The organism is Prescottella equi (genome assembly GCF_020171745.1).
GTDB classification, from domain to species: domain Bacteria; phylum Actinomycetota; class Actinomycetes; order Mycobacteriales; family Mycobacteriaceae; genus Prescottella; species Prescottella equi_A.
Genome location: NZ_JAIVAH010000030.1, coordinates 1 through 16334, shown reverse-complemented (window position 1 = coordinate 16334; position 16334 = coordinate 1). Strand labels below are relative to the sequence as shown.

Genomic DNA, 16334 nt, shown 5'->3' with positions numbered 1-16334 from the left:
CCGCATGGTCTTCGCTATCGGAGTAGTGCTCTTCGCCCTCGGTATCGGCGCCTCCATCGCGCTGCACGAAGCCGGGCACATGTGGACCGCCAAGGCGCTCGGCATGAAGGTCCGGCGCTACTACATCGGCTTCGGTCCCAAGATCTTCTCGTTCCGCCGCGGCGAGACCGAGTACGGCCTCAAGGCGATTCCGGCGGGCGGCTTCTGTGACATCGCCGGCATGACGGCGGTGGACGAGCTCGCGCCCGACGAGGTCGACCGCGCGATGTACAAGCAGAAGGCGTGGAAGCGGATCGTCGTGATGTCGGGCGGCATCGCGATGAACTTCCTGCTCGGGTTCGTGCTGCTCGTGGTGCTGGCCGTCGGCTGGGGTCTGCCGAACCCGGAGACGCGCGCCGTGGTGGAGAAGACCGTGTGCGCGTCGCCGACGCAGGCCGGCCCGGACGGCGGCTACGAGCTCTCCGAGTGCGTGGGCGACGGTCCGGCCGCCGCGGCCGGGATCCGTGCCGGCGACGTGATCACCGCGGTGAACGGCCAGGAGACGGCGACGTTCGGCGACGTGGTGAAGGCGACGCAACCGCTGTCGGGGACGGCGGAGTTCACCGTCGACCGGGACGGGCAGACGCTGGTGATCCCGGTGCAGATCGAGCAGGTGCAGCGGTGGGTCAATCCGCCGGGGTCCACCCCGGAGAAGCCGCTGCCGCCGGTCTCGCAGGAGGTGGGCGCTATCGGCGTCGGCGCGCAGCCGACCACCGTGCAGTACTCGCTGCCGGCCGCGATCCCGGCGAGCATCGTGTACACCGGCGACATCTTCGTCCAGACCGCGCACGCGCTGACGCAGATGCCATCGAAGGTCGTCGACCTGTGGGACGCGGTGACCGGTGGCGAGCGCGACCTCGACACTCCGATCAGCGTGGTCGGGGCGAGCGTGATCGGCGGGCAGATGGCCGAGCGCGGCTACATCGACGTCTTCATCGGACTGCTCGCGACGTTGAACTTCTTCCTCGGCATCTTCAACCTGCTGCCGCTGCTGCCGCTCGACGGCGGGCACATCGCGGTGACGATCTACGAGAAGATCCGCAACTCGATCCGGAAGATGCGCGGTCTGGCGGCCGGTGGCCCCGTCGACTACATGAAGCTCATGCCGATCACCTACGTCGTGGTGGTGATCGGTGGCGCATACATGCTGTTGACGCTCACGGCCGACATCGTCAACCCGATCAAGCTCTTCCCGTGACCCGGTTCGACGTTCCGGTCGAACGATAGACTTGCCCCGTACCAACGAAAGAAGGCGAAACGTGACCAGCCCCGTCGGTTTGGGCATGCCAGGTGCTCCCAGCGATACCCCGGTTCTCGCACCGCGACGCAAGACCCGTCAGCTGATGGTCGGCAACGTGGGCGTCGGCAGCGACTACCCGGTGTCGGTGCAGTCGATGTGCACCACCAAGACCCACGACGTCAACGCGACCCTGCAGCAGATCGCCGAACTGACGGCGTCGGGTTGCGACATCGTCCGCGTCGCGTGCCCGCGTCAGGAGGACGCCGACGCGCTCTCGGCGATCGCGAAGAAGAGCCAGATCCCGGTGATCGCCGACATCCACTTCCAGCCGCGGTACATCTTCGCGGCGATCGACGCCGGTTGCGCGGCCGTGCGCGTCAACCCCGGCAACATCAAGGAGTTCGACGGTCGCGTCAAGGAGGTCGCGAAGGCGGCCGGTGACGCCGGCATCCCGATCCGGATCGGCGTCAACGCCGGTTCGCTCGATCCGCGGCTGATGCAGAAGTACGGCAAGGCCACCCCGGAGGCGCTGGTCGAGTCGGCGCTGTGGGAGGCGGGCCTGTTCGAGGAGCACGGCTTCGGCGACATCAAGATCTCCGTCAAGCACAACGATCCGGTGATCATGGTCGAGGCGTACCGGCAGCTGGCGGCGCAGTGCGACTACCCGCTGCACCTCGGCGTGACCGAGGCCGGCCCGGCGTTCCAGGGCACCATCAAGTCCGCGGTCGCGTTCGGTGCGCTGCTGTCCGAGGGCATCGGCGACACCATCCGAGTGTCGCTGTCGGCGCCGCCGGCGGAGGAGATCAAGGTCGGCACGCAGATCCTGCAGTCGCTGAACCTGCGCCCGCGCAAGCTCGAGATCGTCTCGTGCCCGTCCTGCGGCCGCGCCCAGGTCGACGTCTATACGCTCGCCGAGCAGGTGACCGCAGGTCTCGAGGGCATGGAGATCCCGCTGCGCGTCGCTGTGATGGGCTGCGTCGTCAACGGTCCCGGCGAGGCCCGCGAGGCTGATCTGGGTGTGGCGTCCGGCAACGGCAAGGGCCAGATCTTCGTCAAGGGCAAGGTCATCAAGACCGTCCCGGAGGCGCAGATCGTCGAGACGCTGATCGAGGAAGCGATGCGGATCGCGGAGGAGATGGAGGGCGGGGAGGCCGGCGGCGCGCCGGTGGTCACCGTCAGCTGAAATCCTTCCACCCCGGCGCATGTTCATGGCAATGTGGGTTCCAGATCCGGCACTGACAGTTCGACGCTGACAGAACTCATGCCGAGCGGTCCCACTGCACAAGGGGGTGCGTCAGTGCTCAAGCTTCTCGGAGCGAGGCAACTGGGTGGTCGGGACACCGCCCAGGTGTTGCGTGTCCTCGAAGCCGACCCGGTGGCGGCCTGCATGGTCGCGGCGCGGGTCCAGCAGTCCGGACTCGATCCGCGGGCACTCCAGGGCGAGATGTGGAGTCGTGGCGGGCCCACCGAGTCGTTGTGTTTCGCGGGCGCCAACCTGGTGCCGCTGCTCGGCGACACCGATGATCTGAGGTCGTTCGCGGACCGGGCCACCCGGTTTCCGCGTATGTGTTCGTCGATCGTCGGGCGGGCGTCGCTGGCCCTGCCGCTGTGGGAGATGCTCGAGTCGGAATGGGGTCCGGCGCGCGAGATCCGTTCGGATCAGCCGCTGCTCGCGCTGCACGGAGACTCGGCGGTACGGCCCGATCCGCGCGTGCGTCAGGTGCGCATGGACGAGCTCGAGTCGTACCTGCCGGCCGCGATCGCGATGTTCATCGAGGAGGTGGGCATCGATCCCCGGGCCAACGACGGCGGCCGCAACTACCGGCGCCGCGTCGCGAACCTGATCGCGTCCGGGCGTGCGTGGGCGCGGTTCGAGAACGGCGAGGTGCTGTACAAGGCGGAGGTGGGATCCATGTCCGCCTCCGTGGGACAGATCCAGGGTGTGTGGGTCACTCCGTCGCGCCGTGGCGAGGGCATCGGCGCTTCGGGCACCGCGGCCGTGGCGGCCGCCGTGACCGCATTGGGACGGGTACCCAGCCTCTACGTGAATGCCTACAACGAGCGGGCCCGTCGCACGTACGCGACGGTCGGCTTCACGCAGGTTGCGACCTTCGCGACGATCCTGCTCGACTGATCCGGTTCAGGCCGCGCCGGCCCAGTCCAGATACGCGCGCGCAAGAGGGTCGGCGGCGAGGATCGCGATCAGGGCGGCCGCAATCATGTACGGCCCGAACGGAATCGTCGTTCCGATGCGGCCGCGCCGGGTCACCAGGATGACCACACCGACGAGCGCGGCCACCAGGAAGGCGAGAAACGCCCCGACGAGCAGCGTGCCGTAGGAGAGATAGGCGAGGACGGCGCCGATGACGCCGGCGAGTTTGACGTCGCCGAACCCCATGCCAGCGGGATAGATCAAGGCGAGCAGGAAGTAGAACCCGAAGAGCACGGCCGCTCCGATCGCGGCGCGTTGCAGGGCCGGCCAGTCGTCCAGAATCGCGGAAGCTGCTGTCAGGCAGACGAATACGATCGGATACGACGGCACGACAAGGAAGTTCGGCAGGCGCTTGCAGTCGATGTCGATGACCGCGAGGGCGACGCCGACCGCGGTGAACCACAGATACGCCGGAGCTGCCGGGAGCATGTCCAGGGTTGCGAGACGCATTGTGACCGCTACGAACAGCAGCGCCGTGGAGAGTTCGACGAGGATCCTGCGTGCGCCGACGTCGCGGTTTGGCGTGAACGTGTCGACCACAGCGATCCGGGTGGACGTCACAGGTGTGGGGGAGGGGTTGGACGGGTTTGGGTCCGTGGACGTCTCGGCCGATTCGACTTGCGCAGTCTCCGAGCGAACCCGGTCGATCGCCCTGTTCGCGAGCGAACCGGCGAGGATGCCCAATGCCGCGGCTGCGGCCCCCGTGGCGACGATCATCTTTGATCACCTGTGACTGTCAGTTTGCGCTCTCTTTCGGTGATCTCGCTTGTGATCCTGGGGCCGGGAATCGGGGCGATCGACCTGCTGTTGAAAATACTTTCGTTGGGGCGCAGTCGATCTCGCCGAAGACTTGTTGAATCGTAGACCAGTTCCAGGTGTTTCACTAGACCCGATGATCGTGATGAAACCGTGACCTTGAAGGGTGTCCAGTACGGTTTTGAAGCCCTACAGTTGCCGATCAGATTACCTGGAAAGGTGATCTGCTTCACATCGCTCGAAACTCCAAACAGAGATCCTCTCCCCTACCAAAATCAGGAGCTCTCATGAACCTCTTCTTCGCGAACCTGTACCTCATGGGCTTAGACGCCAAGGACCGTCTGACCCGTGAAGACCGGGGTGCCACCGCCGTCGAGTACGGGTTGATGGTTGCCGGCATCGCGATGGTGATCATCATCGCCGTCTTCGCGTTCGGTGAAAAGATCAGTGGCCTGTTCGAGGGCTTCAGCTTCGACGAGCCGGCTACCTAGGTCACTCTGGTCGAACGGATGATGTCGGCGGTTCCCGTGTGGGGGCCGCCGACATCGTTGGACTTGCAAGGGGTGATCATGAAACGCCTTCATTCCGATTCTGGAGTTGCCGCAGTCGAGTTCGCTCTTGTCGTGCCGATCTTGATTACGCTTGTCCTGGGCATTATCGAGTTCGGGCGGGGGTACAACGTCCAGAACGCCGTCAGTGCTGCTGCTCGTGAGGGCGTCCGGGTGATGGCCATCAAGAAGGACGCAACGGCCGCTCGGACTGCCGTGAAGGGTGCTGGCGTGTTCAGCCCGGGCATCACCGACGCGGAGATCTGCATCAGTACTTCTGGCACGCAGGGCTGTTCGGCCACGTCCTGTCCCAGTGGAAGCACCGTGACGCTCACGATCAGCTATCCACTCGAGTACTTGACGGGGCTATTCCCGGGTAAGCCGACACTGACCGGCACGGGAGTCATGCGATGCGGTGGGTGACGGCTCGACTATCCGGTGACGAGCGCGGCGTGGTTGCGGTTCTCGTCGCGATCCTCGTGGTCGTACTCTTGGGCTGTGCCGCCATATCGATCGATATCGGCGCAAATTACGTTGTCAAACGCCAGTTACAGAATGGGGCCGACGCGGCAGCACTTGCTGTTGCTCAAGAATCGGACTGTGAGGTAACGCCTTCGACACCCTCTGTGTCTCGCTTGGTCCAAGCAAACGTCAACAGTTCGTCGGCCGCGAGTACGGCCGTGATCGATGGCGTGAAGCGGAAGGTCAAGGTCACTGCATCGGCGGTGGGCGATGACGGGCTGACCGGTCGGAGGAATGTGTTCGCTCCGGTCCTCGGATTCGACCGGAGCGAGATATCGGCGTCAGCGACCGCAAGCTGTGTGTTTCCTCTAGGTGGGACGGCTGAACTGCCGCTCACGTTCCACAAGTGTCATTTCGACGACTCGAAGAGTCTGGACGTGAAGATCCTTGTTGCCTACAACGTCACGGCCCCGCGCTGCAACGGAACCTCGGGAAATGCGGCGCCCGGCAACTTTGGTTGGCTGCAGGGCTCGAATGGCCGTTGCCCAGCGAAGATCGACCCGACAGTCTACGCGACCCCGGGCGACACCGGCAACAACATCCCTGGACCCTGTAAGGACACGATCAAGCAGTTTCAGAACGCAGTTGTCCGGGTTCCGATTTACGACGTTGCAGGCGGAACCGGTAGCGGTGGCTGGTTCCACATCGTCGGGCTAGCGGCGTTCAAGGTTCAAGGTTATCGGCTAAGTGGCAATCCGGAGTTCAACTGGAACAACGATGTTCACGGTGCTCTCAGCTGTACCGGCAGTTGCCGTGGAATCATCGGCACCTTTGTGAAAATAGTCAGTCTCGATTCGGATCTGACGCCGGGAGGGAACGATTTCGGCGTGAGTACGATCAGTTTGCTCGATTAGGAGCCCTCTTTGAGAACCCGAGTCATCGCTGCGGTCTGTGCGGTCGTTCTAGCCGTCGTCGGGACAATTGCCCTGATCTCGTACGTGCGCGGAGCGGATGCTCGCGCGCTCGAGGGTACCCGGACCGTCGACGTGCTCGTCGTTACCCAGACGATTCCCAAGAACACTCCCGCGAAGTCTCTCGTGGGAATGGTTGCAGTCAAGAAACTTCCGGAGATGGCGGTGCTGCCGGAGCGGGTGACGAGCCTCGACCAACTGGCCGGTAAGGTCGCGCTCACCGACTTGTTGGCTGGCGAACAGTTGGTGTCTGCACGCTTCGCCGATCCCGCGACGGCCCGCAGTCAGGATCAGGGCGGTATGCCCGAGGGGATGCAGGAGGTGACGGTCCTGCTCGAGCCTCAGCGTGCCCTCGGCGGCCACATCGCGCCAGGCGACACCGTCGGTGTCTTCATGTCCTTCTCGCCGCCCGTCAAGAACTACGAAACGCACCTGCGGTTTCAGAAGGTTCGCGTGACGCGTGTACAGGGCACATTGGCCAAGGCTAGCGAGAAGGATTCGAGCGCAGTAGATTCGGCGCCGAGTCCTGCCCCGACTGAGGCGTTCCTCGTGTCGCTGGCCGTCGATGTCCCGATGGCGGAGCGCGTCCTGTTTGCGGCGGAGTACGGGACGATTTGGCTCTCCAACGAACCGCTCAGCGCCAACGAGGCGGGGGCATCCATCATCACCCCGGAAGGAGTGTTCCGATGAGCCGTGTCGTGTTGTTAACCACCCGTGATGATTTCGCTCGCCGCGTGTATCACGCAGCGGACGGCAACCTGATGGTCCTGCCGGCGCAACCGGTTCCTCACGGTCCGATGCAGCTCGCCGGGCTTGGTGTGACCGAGCAGCCGGATGTCTTGATCCTCGGTCCGGACGTTCCTGGAGCGGAGGGTCTTTCGCTGGCCAGCCGGATCGACCAGTCGACACCTGGCACGACGGTGGTGCTGGCCAGTGATGCGGGCACCGACGTCTGGCTGACTGCGATGCGTGCTGGGGTGCGCGATGTGATGTCGCCGGAAGCTGAGATCTCCGACATCCGGGTGGTCCTCGAACGCGCCGGGCTGGCGGCGTTGGCGCGCCGCCAAGGCACGAGCACATCTCCGGAGCGGCAGGTGGTGCAGGGAAAGATCATCGTGGTTGCCTCCCCGAAGGGTGGCACCGGGAAGACGACCGTCGCCACCAATCTGGCTGTCGGGCTCGCTGCTGCGGCGCCGCACTCGACGGTGCTGGTCGATCTCGACGTGCAGTTCGGAGACGTCGCCAGCGCACTCCAGCTGGTTCCGGAACACAGCCTCGCTGACGCGGTCTCGGGTCCGGCCAGCCAGGACTCGATCGTCCTCAAAACCGAATTGACGCCACACTCGACCGGGCTGTACGCGCTGTGCGGACCCGATTCGCCGGCGGCGGGGGACAGCATCACTGGCGAGCAGGTGACCGCGCTCCTGACCCAGCTGGCGGCCGAGTTCCGGTACGTGATCGTCGACACCGCCCCGGGGCTCCTCGAGCACACCGTCGCGGCGCTCGATCTCGCCACCGACGTCGTGCTGGTATCGGGCATGGACGTGCCGAGCGTGCGCGGGATGCACAAGGAACTGCAGATACTCACCGAACTGAATCTGGTTCAGGCCTCGCGGCACGTCGTGCTGAACTTCGCAGACCGGCGCGAGGGACTGACCGTCCAGGACATCCAGAATACGATCGGGATCCCCGCCGATATTGTCCTCAAACGATCAAAATCCGTTGCGCTGTCGACTAACCGGGGTGTTCCGTTGCTGCAGAACCCTGGTAGGGACCGCACCGCGAAAGAGCTGTGGCGCTTGGTCGGCCGCATCGATCCGGCTCCGGCTCCGGTTCCGGCTTCGGCCAAGGGCAAGCGTGCGCGCCACCGGGCAGCGGAGGCGGTGGGCGCGAAGTGAGACTGTCCCAACGGCTGGAGGCCGTACGCGGTGCTGCACCCACCGAAGCCGCCGCACCGCCCGCAGTCGGAAAGCCGGTGCGGCCCAAGGCGTCCCCGCCGCCGGCGGACGCGCTAGCGGAATTGAAGGACCGTGCGAGTGCGGCCCTGTACACCCGGATCGGCACGCGCTTCAACGATTCCTCGTTGAGCGAGGAGCAGCTCCACACCCTGGTGCGTGAGGAACTAGCCATGATCGTCGAGCAGGAGGCGACGCCGCTCACCTTCGACGAGCGGCAGCGACTGCTACGCGAGGTCGGCGACGAGGTGCTGGGCCACGGTCCGTTGCAACGTTTGCTCGACGACCCGTCGGTCACCGAGATCATGGTCAACAGCCACGACATGGTCTATGTCGAACGTGACGGCACCCTCACCCGCAGCTCCGCCCGGTTCGCAGACGAGGCACACCTGCGTCGGGTGATCGAACGGATCGTGGCCGCGGTCGGTCGTCGTATCGACGAATCCTCGCCGCTGGTCGATGCCCGTCTGGCCGACGGTTCCCGCGTTAATGCCGTGATCCCGCCGTTGGCGTTCAACGGCTCGTCGCTCACGATCCGAAAGTTCTCCAAGGATCCGTTCCAGGTCGACGATCTCGTCGCGTTCGGCACCCTCTCGCCCGAGATGGCCGAGTTGCTGGACGCCTGTGTGCAGGCCCGATTGAACGTCATCGTGTCGGGCGGCACCGGTACGGGCAAGACCACGCTGCTGAACGTGCTGTCGTCGTTCATCCCGGAGGGAGAACGGATCGTCACGATCGAGGATGCGGTCGAGCTCCAGCTCCAGCAGGACCATGTGGTGCGGCTCGAGAGCCGCCCGCCGAACATCGAGGGCAAGGGCGCAGTAACGATCCGTGACCTGGTCCGGAACTCGCTGCGTATGCGCCCGGACCGGATCGTGGTCGGCGAGTGCCGCGGCGGCGAGAGTCTGGACATGCTGCAGGCCATGAACACCGGCCATGACGGCTCGCTGTCGACGGTGCATGCGAACTCGCCGCGCGACGCCATTGCCCGGCTGGAGACGCTCGTGCTGATGGCCGGTATGGATTTGCCGTTGCGGGCCATCCGGGAGCAGATCGCCTCGGCGGTCGATGTGATCGTCCAGCTCACCCGATTGCGGGACGGTACGCGTCGGGTCACCCATGTGACCGAGGTGCAGGGCATGGAGGGTGAGATCGTCACCCTGCAGGACGCGTTCCTGTTCGACTACAGCGCCGGGGTCGATGCGCGCGGGCGATTCCTCGGCAAACCTCAGCCCACGGGTGTGCGGCCACGGTTCACCGACAAGTTCCGGGATCTCGGTATTGCACTGTCGCCGAGTGTGTTCGGGGTGGGAGAGCCCTTCCGGGGGCGGGCATGAGACGGTTCGTGGTGGCCGTGGTGCTCGCCCTCGGAGTGGGTTTGTTGGGGATTCCTGCCGGTGCGGACGATGCCGATCCGGATGCAGTCCAGGTCGCAGCCGTCGACACCACCCGACTGCCCGACGCCGAGGTCTCCATCCTCGCGCCGCCCAGTCTCGCGGGGCAGCCCATCGAACCGGATACATTCGCGCTCACCGAGGGCGGCGTGCCGCGAGAGATCGAGGTCCGACAGCAGCCGGGATCCGAGCAGGACATTGTCCTCGCGATCGATGTGTCCGGCGGGATGTCCGGCCCGGCACTCGACGACGTCAAGCGGGCCGCTTCGGATTTCGTGCGGCAGGCGCCGACCGGAGCGCACATCGGCGTCGTCGCGATTTCCTCGACACCGCAGGTGATCTCGGAACTGACGACGGACACCGAGGATCTGCTCCGCAGAATCGACGGACTGAGGGCGGGAGGTAACAGTGCGATTGCCGACTCGGTGGTCGCGGCCGCCGAGATGCTCGATCGGGGCGAAGCACCCAACAACATCCTGCTGTTGTTGACCGACGGCGCCGACACGTCGAGTGCACACGCGATGTCGGAGATACCGACCGTGCTGAGCCGGTCGCACGCGTCGCTGTATACCGTGCAGATGTCGACATCGGAGACGAATTCCGCTTTGCTGCAGCAGATTGCCCGGGAGTCGCGCGGTCAGTACGCCACTGCGGAGGACACCGCGGCGCTCGGCGCGATCTACCAGTCGGCGGCCCGCGCGCTGGGGAACCTCTATGTCGTCAGGTATCGCTCGGAGGTCGGCGGTGACACCCAGGTGGTGGTGAGTGTGCGAAGCGGAATGGCGCACCGGGTGAGTGACCCGTTCCCGGTGACGCTGCCCGCGGCGGCGTCGACACCACCGACCGATACTTCGGCGGCTCATGGGTTCTTAGCGTCCTCGACAGGAATGGTGATCGGGCTGCTGGCGTGCTATCTGGCACTTGCAGGTGGCGCACTTGCCGTGGTCGGCAAAGCGCCCGCCAGGATATCGGCGGAGCGGCGGGGTCGGCAGGAGGGCCGGGAATCGGTCCTGTCCCGATTCGCGGAGCGATTGGTGCAGTGGATCGACCAGAACCTGCGTCGACGCGGGCGCATTGCAGCCCGGACCCAGGCGCTCCAGGAGGCGGGCCTGAAGCTTCGTCCCGGTGACTACATTGCTCTGGTCGGCGCCGCTGCGGTGACCGCTGCGGCAGTAGGCCTACTCGTGTCGGGAATTCTGTTGGCGCTCTTGCTCGCGGCGATTACCGCGGGGTTGTCGAAGGTCTATCTCCGGGTGATGGCGGGTCGCAGACGGGCAGCCTTCGCCGATCAGCTCGACGACTCGCTTCAGCTGCTCGCCAGCAACCTTCGGGCCGGCCACAGCATGCTGCGAGCACTCGATGCAGTGTCGAGGGAAGCGGAGAGTCCCACGTCGGAGGAGTTCGCTCGAATCGTCAACGAGACGCGCGTGGGACGTGATCTCGGTGACTCGCTCGACGACGTCGCTCGGCGCATGCAGAGCGAGGACTTCAATTGGATTGCCCAGGCGATCGCGATCAACAGGGAAGTCGGGGGAGACCTCGCCGAAGTCCTCGACCAGGTGGGCCACACCATTCGGGAACGGAATCAGATCCGTCGTCAAGTGAAAGCCCTTGCTGCAGAGGGAAAGATGTCGGCCTACGTGCTGATGGCACTACCTTTCGGACTCACCGCGTTCCTGATGGTCTCGAACCCTGAGTACCTGTCGAGGCTGACCGACAACGTCGTTGGTTACGTGATGATCGGTGTGGGTCTCGTCATGCTGACTGCCGGTGGACTCTGGATGAACAAGGTTGTCTCGGTCAAGTTCTAGTGCTGCTCTGTCTTCGGGAGGTGTTTGTGATTCCACCACTGGTGCTCGTGGCCGCTCTGTCGGTGGGCGCGGCGTTGGGCATGCTGGTGTGGTTGATGCTCGGCGCCCGGGACTCGGAGCGAGGACCGGCCCTGCAGAATCTGCAGTCACAGCTGGCATTGCCGAGTCCTGTGTCGGGGACTGCTCCTTCGATCTCGCCGGCACGCTTCGCCAAGCTGCTGTCGCCGCCAGGGACGATGGCGAGGCTGGAACGCCTGCATGTTCTTGCCGGTCGCCCTGCAATGTGGGCTCCCGAGCGGGCAGCGATGATGAAGCTAGTCCTCGCGGCAGGTGCCGCCTTGCTGGCGCTTGTCGCCGTGAGTTCGTCACAGAGCATCGGGCGGGTCCTCTTTGCCGTCGCCGCGGTCGCACTGGCGTATTTCGTTCCCGAACTACTCCTGCACAGCCGCGGTCAGGAGCGTCAGGCGGCCATCGAACTCGCACTGGCAGACACTCTCGATCAGATGACCATCGCAGTGGAAGCGGGACTCGGGTTCGAGTCGGCCATGCAGCGTGCGGCCAAGAACGGAAGGGGGCCGCTGGCCGAGGAATTCATTCGGACCCTGCAGGACATCCAGATGGGGCAGTCGAGACGCCTCGCGTATCTCGACCTTGCGGCCAGAACGAAGGCGCCGAACCTGCGGAGATTCCTTCGAGCCGTCATCCAAGCCGACGAATACGGCGTCGCGATTGCCGACGTCCTGCGCACCCAGGCGTCGGAGATGCGCCTCAAGCGCCGTCAGAGCGCCGAGGAGAAGGCGATGAAGGTCCCGGTGAAGGTGCTCTTCCCCCTGATGACCTGCATCCTGCCGACCATCTTTATCGTCATCTTGGGCCCGGCGGTAATCAATATGATGGAGGTATTGGGCGGCATGTAGGGAAGCTCCTGGCTACCGGTACACGACCGCCCGCGCTACCTGCATCGTCTTCCGGTTCAGGTAGCAGAACAGCACCGCATGCTCACCGTCGACGGTGCAGGTCGCGGTGACGGTGTCGCCGGCCGCGATGGCCTTGGTGACGTCGTCGACCACCTGGCCGCCGAGCAGGTCGAGTGCTGTGCGGTCGCCCCGCTTGGCGTCGGCGACCAGACGCCGGACCGATCGCTTGCCGCGTTCGCCGACGCTGCGGACCGCGAGACCGAACGCGAGCGACCCTCCGAGGCCCTGCAGTTTCAGCATGCGGGCGCTCATACCCGCTGCGACAGCGAGTTTCGCACGATCGACACCGGCGACCTGAGCGAACATCGGCGCCACTTCCCAGTGCGCGGCGATTCGTCGGATGCGGGGCGCGCCCTCGTCGAGCGTGGTCTCGTACACCAGGTGCATCGGCGCCCTCGCCACGACGCCGCCGCCGAGGCGGGTCTCGATCGTGACGTCGCGGATCACATCGAGGCCGCTGACGATGTCCTCGTTCTCGACGTGGAAGACGATGTCGTTCGGTGCGATGAACGTGTCCCAGAAACGCGCGAGGGGATCGCCGCCGCGGACGTGGCTGCGACGGTCGTACAGCCCGCCCAGGACGGGCCGGCCGCCGACCGGGTCCTCGACCACGTGCCGGTCCGCGAACAGCTCCAGCCAGGCCTTCTTGTCGTGCGCCGCGACGGCGGCGGGGGACTGCCGCGCCAGATCGAGCAACTCCTGTGCGGTGGTGGTGCGGATGATCGTGGTCGTCTCGATCGGCGTCGCTGACATGGTCGCGAGTATGGCACAGAGGTGGAACGTGTTCCAGAATTATGCGGTGTGGCGGCCGCCCGACCCCTAGGCTGCGGCGATGACCGAAATGCCTGCTTCGACCGAGTTCGACGGCTCCGATGACGAGAACGGTGGTGCCGACGCGCTCGCGGAACGGCGGCCGCCCGTCCACGGCGGCTGGGCCGTCGCGGCGCTGCTCTTCTTCTGGCCGTTGTCGTTCGCGGCCTTCACGCACGCGTTCAACGTGCATCCGCTGTGGGCCGACGGCGACCGCGACGGGGCGCGCCGCGCGTCGAACCGGGTCCGGAGGCTCGGGCAGGTGTCGCTGTGGATCGGAGGCTCGATCGCCGTGGTGCTGGTGGCAGTGTACGTCGTGGTCTCGGCCGTGTGGATCGACGAGCACCGCGAGCACGGAGTCTCGCCGTCGTTCACCGGTCCGGGCTACTGCGATTTCGGGGGAGGCGACTTCGGGGGAGGCGACTTCGGTAGCTTCGATTTCTAGTTCAGGTTCCTGGCGAAGCTGCCGACGGCTACGGAAGCAACCCCAACCGCCGCGCCGACACCACGGCCTCGCGACGTGAATGGGCGTCGAGCTTGCTCATGGCACTGCGCAGGTAGCTCTTGACGGTCTCGGGCTTCACCGACAGGCGTTCGGCGATAACGACATTCGAGCAGCCGAGTGCGGCATGGCTGAGCACGTCCACCTCGCGCGGGGACAGCACGACCGACGGCGCGGGGCGTTCGGTCTCGTCCGGGGACCCGATGCCGGCGAGGCGGTTGGACAATGCGCGGAGTTGTTCCTGGAGCGCCGGGTCGTCGACGGTCTGCGCAATGCTGCGCAGCTCCGCGTGTACGTCGCGGATCTCCTCGGCATCGGCCCCGCCCGGCGCCGGAGCCTCGGCCGCGGCGGCGTCGAGCAGCGCCACCCGGCGGTCCACCTCGTCTCGGATCGCGATCTCGTTCGCCAGGCGGCGGCCGGCCTGCATCATGACGTCCGCGATGCGGTCGCCCAGCTGGACGCGTTCGCGGATCGCGGCGTACATCACGGCACGGGAGTTCCCGCGGACGACGACCGGCATCGCGAGCACCGAGCACAGTCCCTCGGCCAGGACCGGCCCGTCGTAGTGGTGGGTGATGGTGCGGGCGCGGCCGTAGTCGTGCACCGCCGCGGGGTTGCGGCGGGCGACGACGTGTCCGCCGAGGCCCGAACTCTCCGACACCGCCAGGCCGCGCAGGCCGTCGGTGTGGGTGCCGACGAACTCGTCGAGATGCAGGGTGCCGTCGTGGACCTCGCCGCCGAAAACGACGGGAACGATGCCGGCGCCGGCGACTTTGCGCAGCTCAGTGCGCAGGGCGTCGCGGTCGCGTGGTCGAAGCAGGGCCGTGCTGTCGGTCGGCATCCTCTTCACCCCTTTCCGGGGGTAGTGGTTCGAGGCTGTGACTTGCAGCATAGGGAGCACGACGGCCCGGGGGTGAACCGGGCCCCGACGACGAGGAGTGACGATGACCGTCGACACCACCGCCCGCGTGCGCGAACTCTTGGCGCTGTACGACACCCCGCAGGCCTGCGCGGCGGAACTGCTGTGCGACCGGCACCCGGCCGATGCGGTGGCATTCACCGTCGTCGAGTCCGACCTGTCCTCGACGGATCTGACGTACGGCTGGCTGCGGGAGCAGTCGACGCGATTCGCGGCTGCCCTCGCCGACCTCGGGGTCGAGCCCGGTGACTGCGTCGCCACGCTGATGGGCAAGTCCGCGGACCTCGTCGTCGCACTGCTGGGTATCTGGCGACGCGGTGCCGTCCACGTCCCGCTGTTCACGGCGTTCGCGACGCCGGCGATTGCGTTCCGGCTCGAGGCCAGCGGTGCCAAGGTCGTGATCTCCGACGAGAACCAGCTCGACAAGCTCGCGCCCGGCGACGACATGCCGGTGAACCCGTCGTGGCAGGTCGTCGTCACGGGTGAAGGCGGCGGCGACGGCGTCCTGCGGTTCGCCGACCTGCTCGCGCAGCATTCCGCCGACGATCCGCGCGGTGCGGCGGTGGCGCTGGGCGGCGACGCCCCGATCGTTCGTTTGTTCACCAGCGGCACCACCGGCTCCCCGAAGGGTGTTCCGGTGCCGATCCGCGCGCTCGCCGCGTTCCGCTCCTACATCGAGTGGGGACTCGACGTTCGCGAGGACGACGTGTTCTGGAACGCCGCCGATCCGGGCTGGGCGTACGGGCTGTACTACGCGCTGCTCGGCCCGATGGCGTCCGGTACCCGCAGCATCCTGCTGCACGCCGGGTTCTCCGCGCCGCTGACGTGGCAGGTGATGGAGCGGTTCGGCGTCACGAATTTCGCCGCCGCGCCCACCGTGTACCGCAGCCTGCGCGCCGACGAGACGCCCGTCCCGGAATCGGTGCAGCTGCGCCGCGCGTCGTCGGCCGGCGAGCCGCTCACGCCCGATGTCATCGCGTGGTCGGAGGCGGAGCTGGGTGTGACGGTCCGCGACCAGTACGGGCAGACCGAGCACGGCATGTTCATCATCAACGCGTGGGCCGACGGGCTGCGCGAGGACGTCGTCCCCGGCTCGATGGGCCGTCCGCTGCCCGGTTGGAGCTGCGCTGTCCTCGCGGACGACGCCGACGAGATCGCCCCGCCGCACACCCCCGGCCGCGTCGCGATCGACACCCATGCCAGCCCGCTCATGTGGTTCACCGGCTACAGCGACGCCCCGGAGAAGACCGCGGCCCGCTTCACGCCGGACGGCCGCTGGTACATCACCGGCGACGCCGGCCAGGTCGACGAGCAGGGCCGGTTCTTCTTCTCGTCCCGCGACGACGACGTGATCATCATGGCCGGCTACCGCATCGGCCCGTTCGACGTCGAGAGCGTGCTGGTGATGCACGACGACGTCGTCGAGGCCGCGGTCGTCGGCATGCCCGACCAGCTGCGCGGCGAGGTGCTCGAGGCGTTCGTCGTGCTGCGGCCGGGTGTCGAGGGCACCGACGAGCTCGAGGAGGACCTGCAGCAGTTGGTGAAGAAGAAGTTCGCGGCGCACGCCTACCCGCGCACCGTGCACTTCGTCCCGCAGCTGCCCAAGACCCCCAGTGGCAAGGTCCAGCGGTACATCCTGCGTCAGGGCTCCTGACCCGAGTTCCCGCCCCTCACCCCTCGCGTTTTGCGCACTTGTCGCGTGTTTCCCGTGCTGGGACTCGCGATAAGTGCGCAAAAC

The 16334-nt window shown here is 66.3% G+C and carries 16 protein-coding genes; 13 read left to right on the top strand and 3 right to left on the bottom strand.

Going from position 1 to position 16334, the window contains the following annotated elements:
• Positions 1-4 precede the first annotated feature (4 nt).
• The 3 genes from LCL87_RS23915 (at position 5) to LCL87_RS23905 (ending at position 3413) form a co-directional block, all read left to right on the top strand.
• The gene (locus LCL87_RS23915) at positions 5-1237 is read left to right on the top strand and encodes a site-2 protease family protein (RefSeq protein ID WP_225023943.1); all 1233 of its coding nucleotides are present in this window, start codon (positions 5-7) and stop codon (positions 1235-1237) included.
• A gap of 61 nt (positions 1238-1298) precedes the next feature.
• Positions 1299-2462 carry a flavodoxin-dependent (E)-4-hydroxy-3-methylbut-2-enyl-diphosphate synthase gene (gene ispG / locus LCL87_RS23910; RefSeq protein WP_225023942.1) on the top strand — a complete coding sequence of 388 codons (1164 nt, stop codon included), beginning with the start codon at positions 1299-1301 and terminating at the stop codon, positions 2460-2462.
• Between the two features lie 114 nt (positions 2463-2576).
• A complete protein-coding gene (locus LCL87_RS23905) occupies positions 2577-3413 on the top strand; it encodes a GNAT family N-acetyltransferase (protein ID WP_225023941.1) in 837 nt (278 codons plus the stop codon).
• Positions 3414-3419: 6 nt separating this feature from the next.
• On the opposite strand, the gene LCL87_RS23900 is transcribed toward LCL87_RS23905, so the two are convergent.
• Positions 3420-4208, bottom strand: a complete 789-nt coding sequence (locus tag LCL87_RS23900) for a prepilin peptidase (protein ID WP_225023940.1) — start codon at positions 4206-4208, stop codon at positions 3420-3422.
• A gap of 326 nt (positions 4209-4534) precedes the next feature.
• Between LCL87_RS23900 and LCL87_RS23895 the strand changes: the two genes are divergently transcribed.
• The 8 genes from LCL87_RS23895 (at position 4535) to LCL87_RS23860 (ending at position 12305) form a co-directional block, all read left to right on the top strand.
• Entirely contained in the window at positions 4535-4738 is a 204-nt protein-coding gene (locus LCL87_RS23895; RefSeq protein WP_225023939.1) for a Flp family type IVb pilin, read from the top strand.
• A 78-nt stretch (positions 4739-4816) separates the two neighbouring features.
• Entirely contained in the window at positions 4817-5218 is a 402-nt protein-coding gene (locus LCL87_RS23890; RefSeq protein ID WP_225023938.1) for a TadE/TadG family type IV pilus assembly protein, read from the top strand.
• Positions 5219-5247: 29 nt separating this feature from the next.
• On the top strand, positions 5248-6171 hold the full coding sequence (locus LCL87_RS23885; RefSeq protein ID WP_510850850.1) for a pilus assembly protein TadG-related protein: 924 nt from the start codon (positions 5248-5250) through the stop codon (positions 6169-6171).
• An 84-nt stretch (positions 6172-6255) separates the two neighbouring features.
• Positions 6256-6918 carry an RcpC/CpaB family pilus assembly protein gene (cpaB, locus tag LCL87_RS23880; protein WP_225023936.1) on the top strand — a complete coding sequence of 221 codons (663 nt, stop codon included), beginning with the start codon at positions 6256-6258 and terminating at the stop codon, positions 6916-6918.
• Positions 6915-8126: an AAA family ATPase gene (locus LCL87_RS23875; RefSeq protein WP_225023935.1), complete on the top strand. Its 1212-nt coding sequence runs from the start codon at positions 6915-6917 to the stop codon at positions 8124-8126. The genes cpaB and LCL87_RS23875 overlap by 4 nt, the downstream gene beginning before the upstream one ends.
• A gap of 185 nt (positions 8127-8311) precedes the next feature.
• A complete protein-coding gene (locus LCL87_RS23870) occupies positions 8312-9520 on the top strand; it encodes a TadA family conjugal transfer-associated ATPase (RefSeq protein WP_225023934.1) in 1209 nt (402 codons plus the stop codon).
• A complete protein-coding gene (locus tag LCL87_RS23865; RefSeq protein WP_225023933.1) occupies positions 9517-11388 on the top strand; it encodes a type II secretion system F family protein in 1872 nt (623 codons plus the stop codon). The genes LCL87_RS23870 and LCL87_RS23865 overlap by 4 nt, the downstream gene beginning before the upstream one ends.
• Before the next feature lie 26 nt (positions 11389-11414).
• Positions 11415-12305 carry a type II secretion system F family protein gene (locus LCL87_RS23860; protein WP_225023932.1) on the top strand — a complete coding sequence of 297 codons (891 nt, stop codon included), beginning with the start codon at positions 11415-11417 and terminating at the stop codon, positions 12303-12305.
• A gap of 12 nt (positions 12306-12317) precedes the next feature.
• Here the strand turns inward: LCL87_RS23860 and LCL87_RS23855 are convergent, their stop codons facing one another.
• Positions 12318-13118, bottom strand: a complete 801-nt coding sequence (locus LCL87_RS23855) for a nuclear transport factor 2 family protein (RefSeq protein ID WP_225023931.1) — start codon at positions 13116-13118, stop codon at positions 12318-12320.
• Between the two features lie 79 nt (positions 13119-13197).
• Between LCL87_RS23855 and LCL87_RS23850 the strand changes: the two genes are divergently transcribed.
• Positions 13198-13620: a CD225/dispanin family protein gene (locus LCL87_RS23850; protein ID WP_225023930.1), complete on the top strand. Its 423-nt coding sequence runs from the start codon at positions 13198-13200 to the stop codon at positions 13618-13620.
• A 28-nt stretch (positions 13621-13648) separates the two neighbouring features.
• Here the strand turns inward: LCL87_RS23850 and LCL87_RS23845 are convergent, their stop codons facing one another.
• The gene (locus LCL87_RS23845; RefSeq protein WP_225023929.1) at positions 13649-14518 is read right to left on the bottom strand and encodes a helix-turn-helix domain-containing protein; all 870 of its coding nucleotides are present in this window, start codon (positions 14516-14518) and stop codon (positions 13649-13651) included.
• Positions 14519-14621: 103 nt separating this feature from the next.
• Between LCL87_RS23845 and LCL87_RS23840 the strand changes: the two genes are divergently transcribed.
• Positions 14622-16250 (top strand): AMP-binding protein, encoded by a 1629-nt coding sequence (locus LCL87_RS23840; RefSeq protein ID WP_225023928.1) that lies wholly within the window; start codon positions 14622-14624, stop codon positions 16248-16250.
• Positions 16251-16334: the final 84 nt, after the last annotated feature.

What these genes read in the sequence shown, in the direction of transcription:
- LCL87_RS23900 (WP_225023940.1), bottom strand. Translation starts at nt 4,208, where the DNA reads ATGATCGTCGCCACGGGGGCCGCAGCCGCGGCATTGGGCATCCTCGCC.
- LCL87_RS23845 (WP_225023929.1), bottom strand. Translation starts at nt 14,518, where the DNA reads ATGCCGACCGACAGCACGGCCCTGCTTCGACCACGCGACCGCGACGCC.
- LCL87_RS23915 (WP_225023943.1), top strand. Translation starts at nt 5, where the DNA reads ATGGTCTTCGCTATCGGAGTAGTGCTCTTCGCCCTCGGTATCGGCGCC.
- LCL87_RS23850 (WP_225023930.1), top strand. Translation starts at nt 13,198, where the DNA reads ATGACCGAAATGCCTGCTTCGACCGAGTTCGACGGCTCCGATGACGAG.
- LCL87_RS23895 (WP_225023939.1), top strand. Translation starts at nt 4,535, where the DNA reads ATGAACCTCTTCTTCGCGAACCTGTACCTCATGGGCTTAGACGCCAAG.
- LCL87_RS23865 (WP_225023933.1), top strand. Translation starts at nt 9,517, where the DNA reads ATGAGACGGTTCGTGGTGGCCGTGGTGCTCGCCCTCGGAGTGGGTTTG.
- LCL87_RS23875 (WP_225023935.1), top strand. Translation starts at nt 6,915, where the DNA reads ATGAGCCGTGTCGTGTTGTTAACCACCCGTGATGATTTCGCTCGCCGC.
- LCL87_RS23890 (WP_225023938.1), top strand. Translation starts at nt 4,817, where the DNA reads ATGAAACGCCTTCATTCCGATTCTGGAGTTGCCGCAGTCGAGTTCGCT.
- LCL87_RS23855 (WP_225023931.1), bottom strand. Translation starts at nt 13,118, where the DNA reads ATGTCAGCGACGCCGATCGAGACGACCACGATCATCCGCACCACCACC.
- LCL87_RS23840 (WP_225023928.1), top strand. Translation starts at nt 14,622, where the DNA reads ATGACCGTCGACACCACCGCCCGCGTGCGCGAACTCTTGGCGCTGTAC.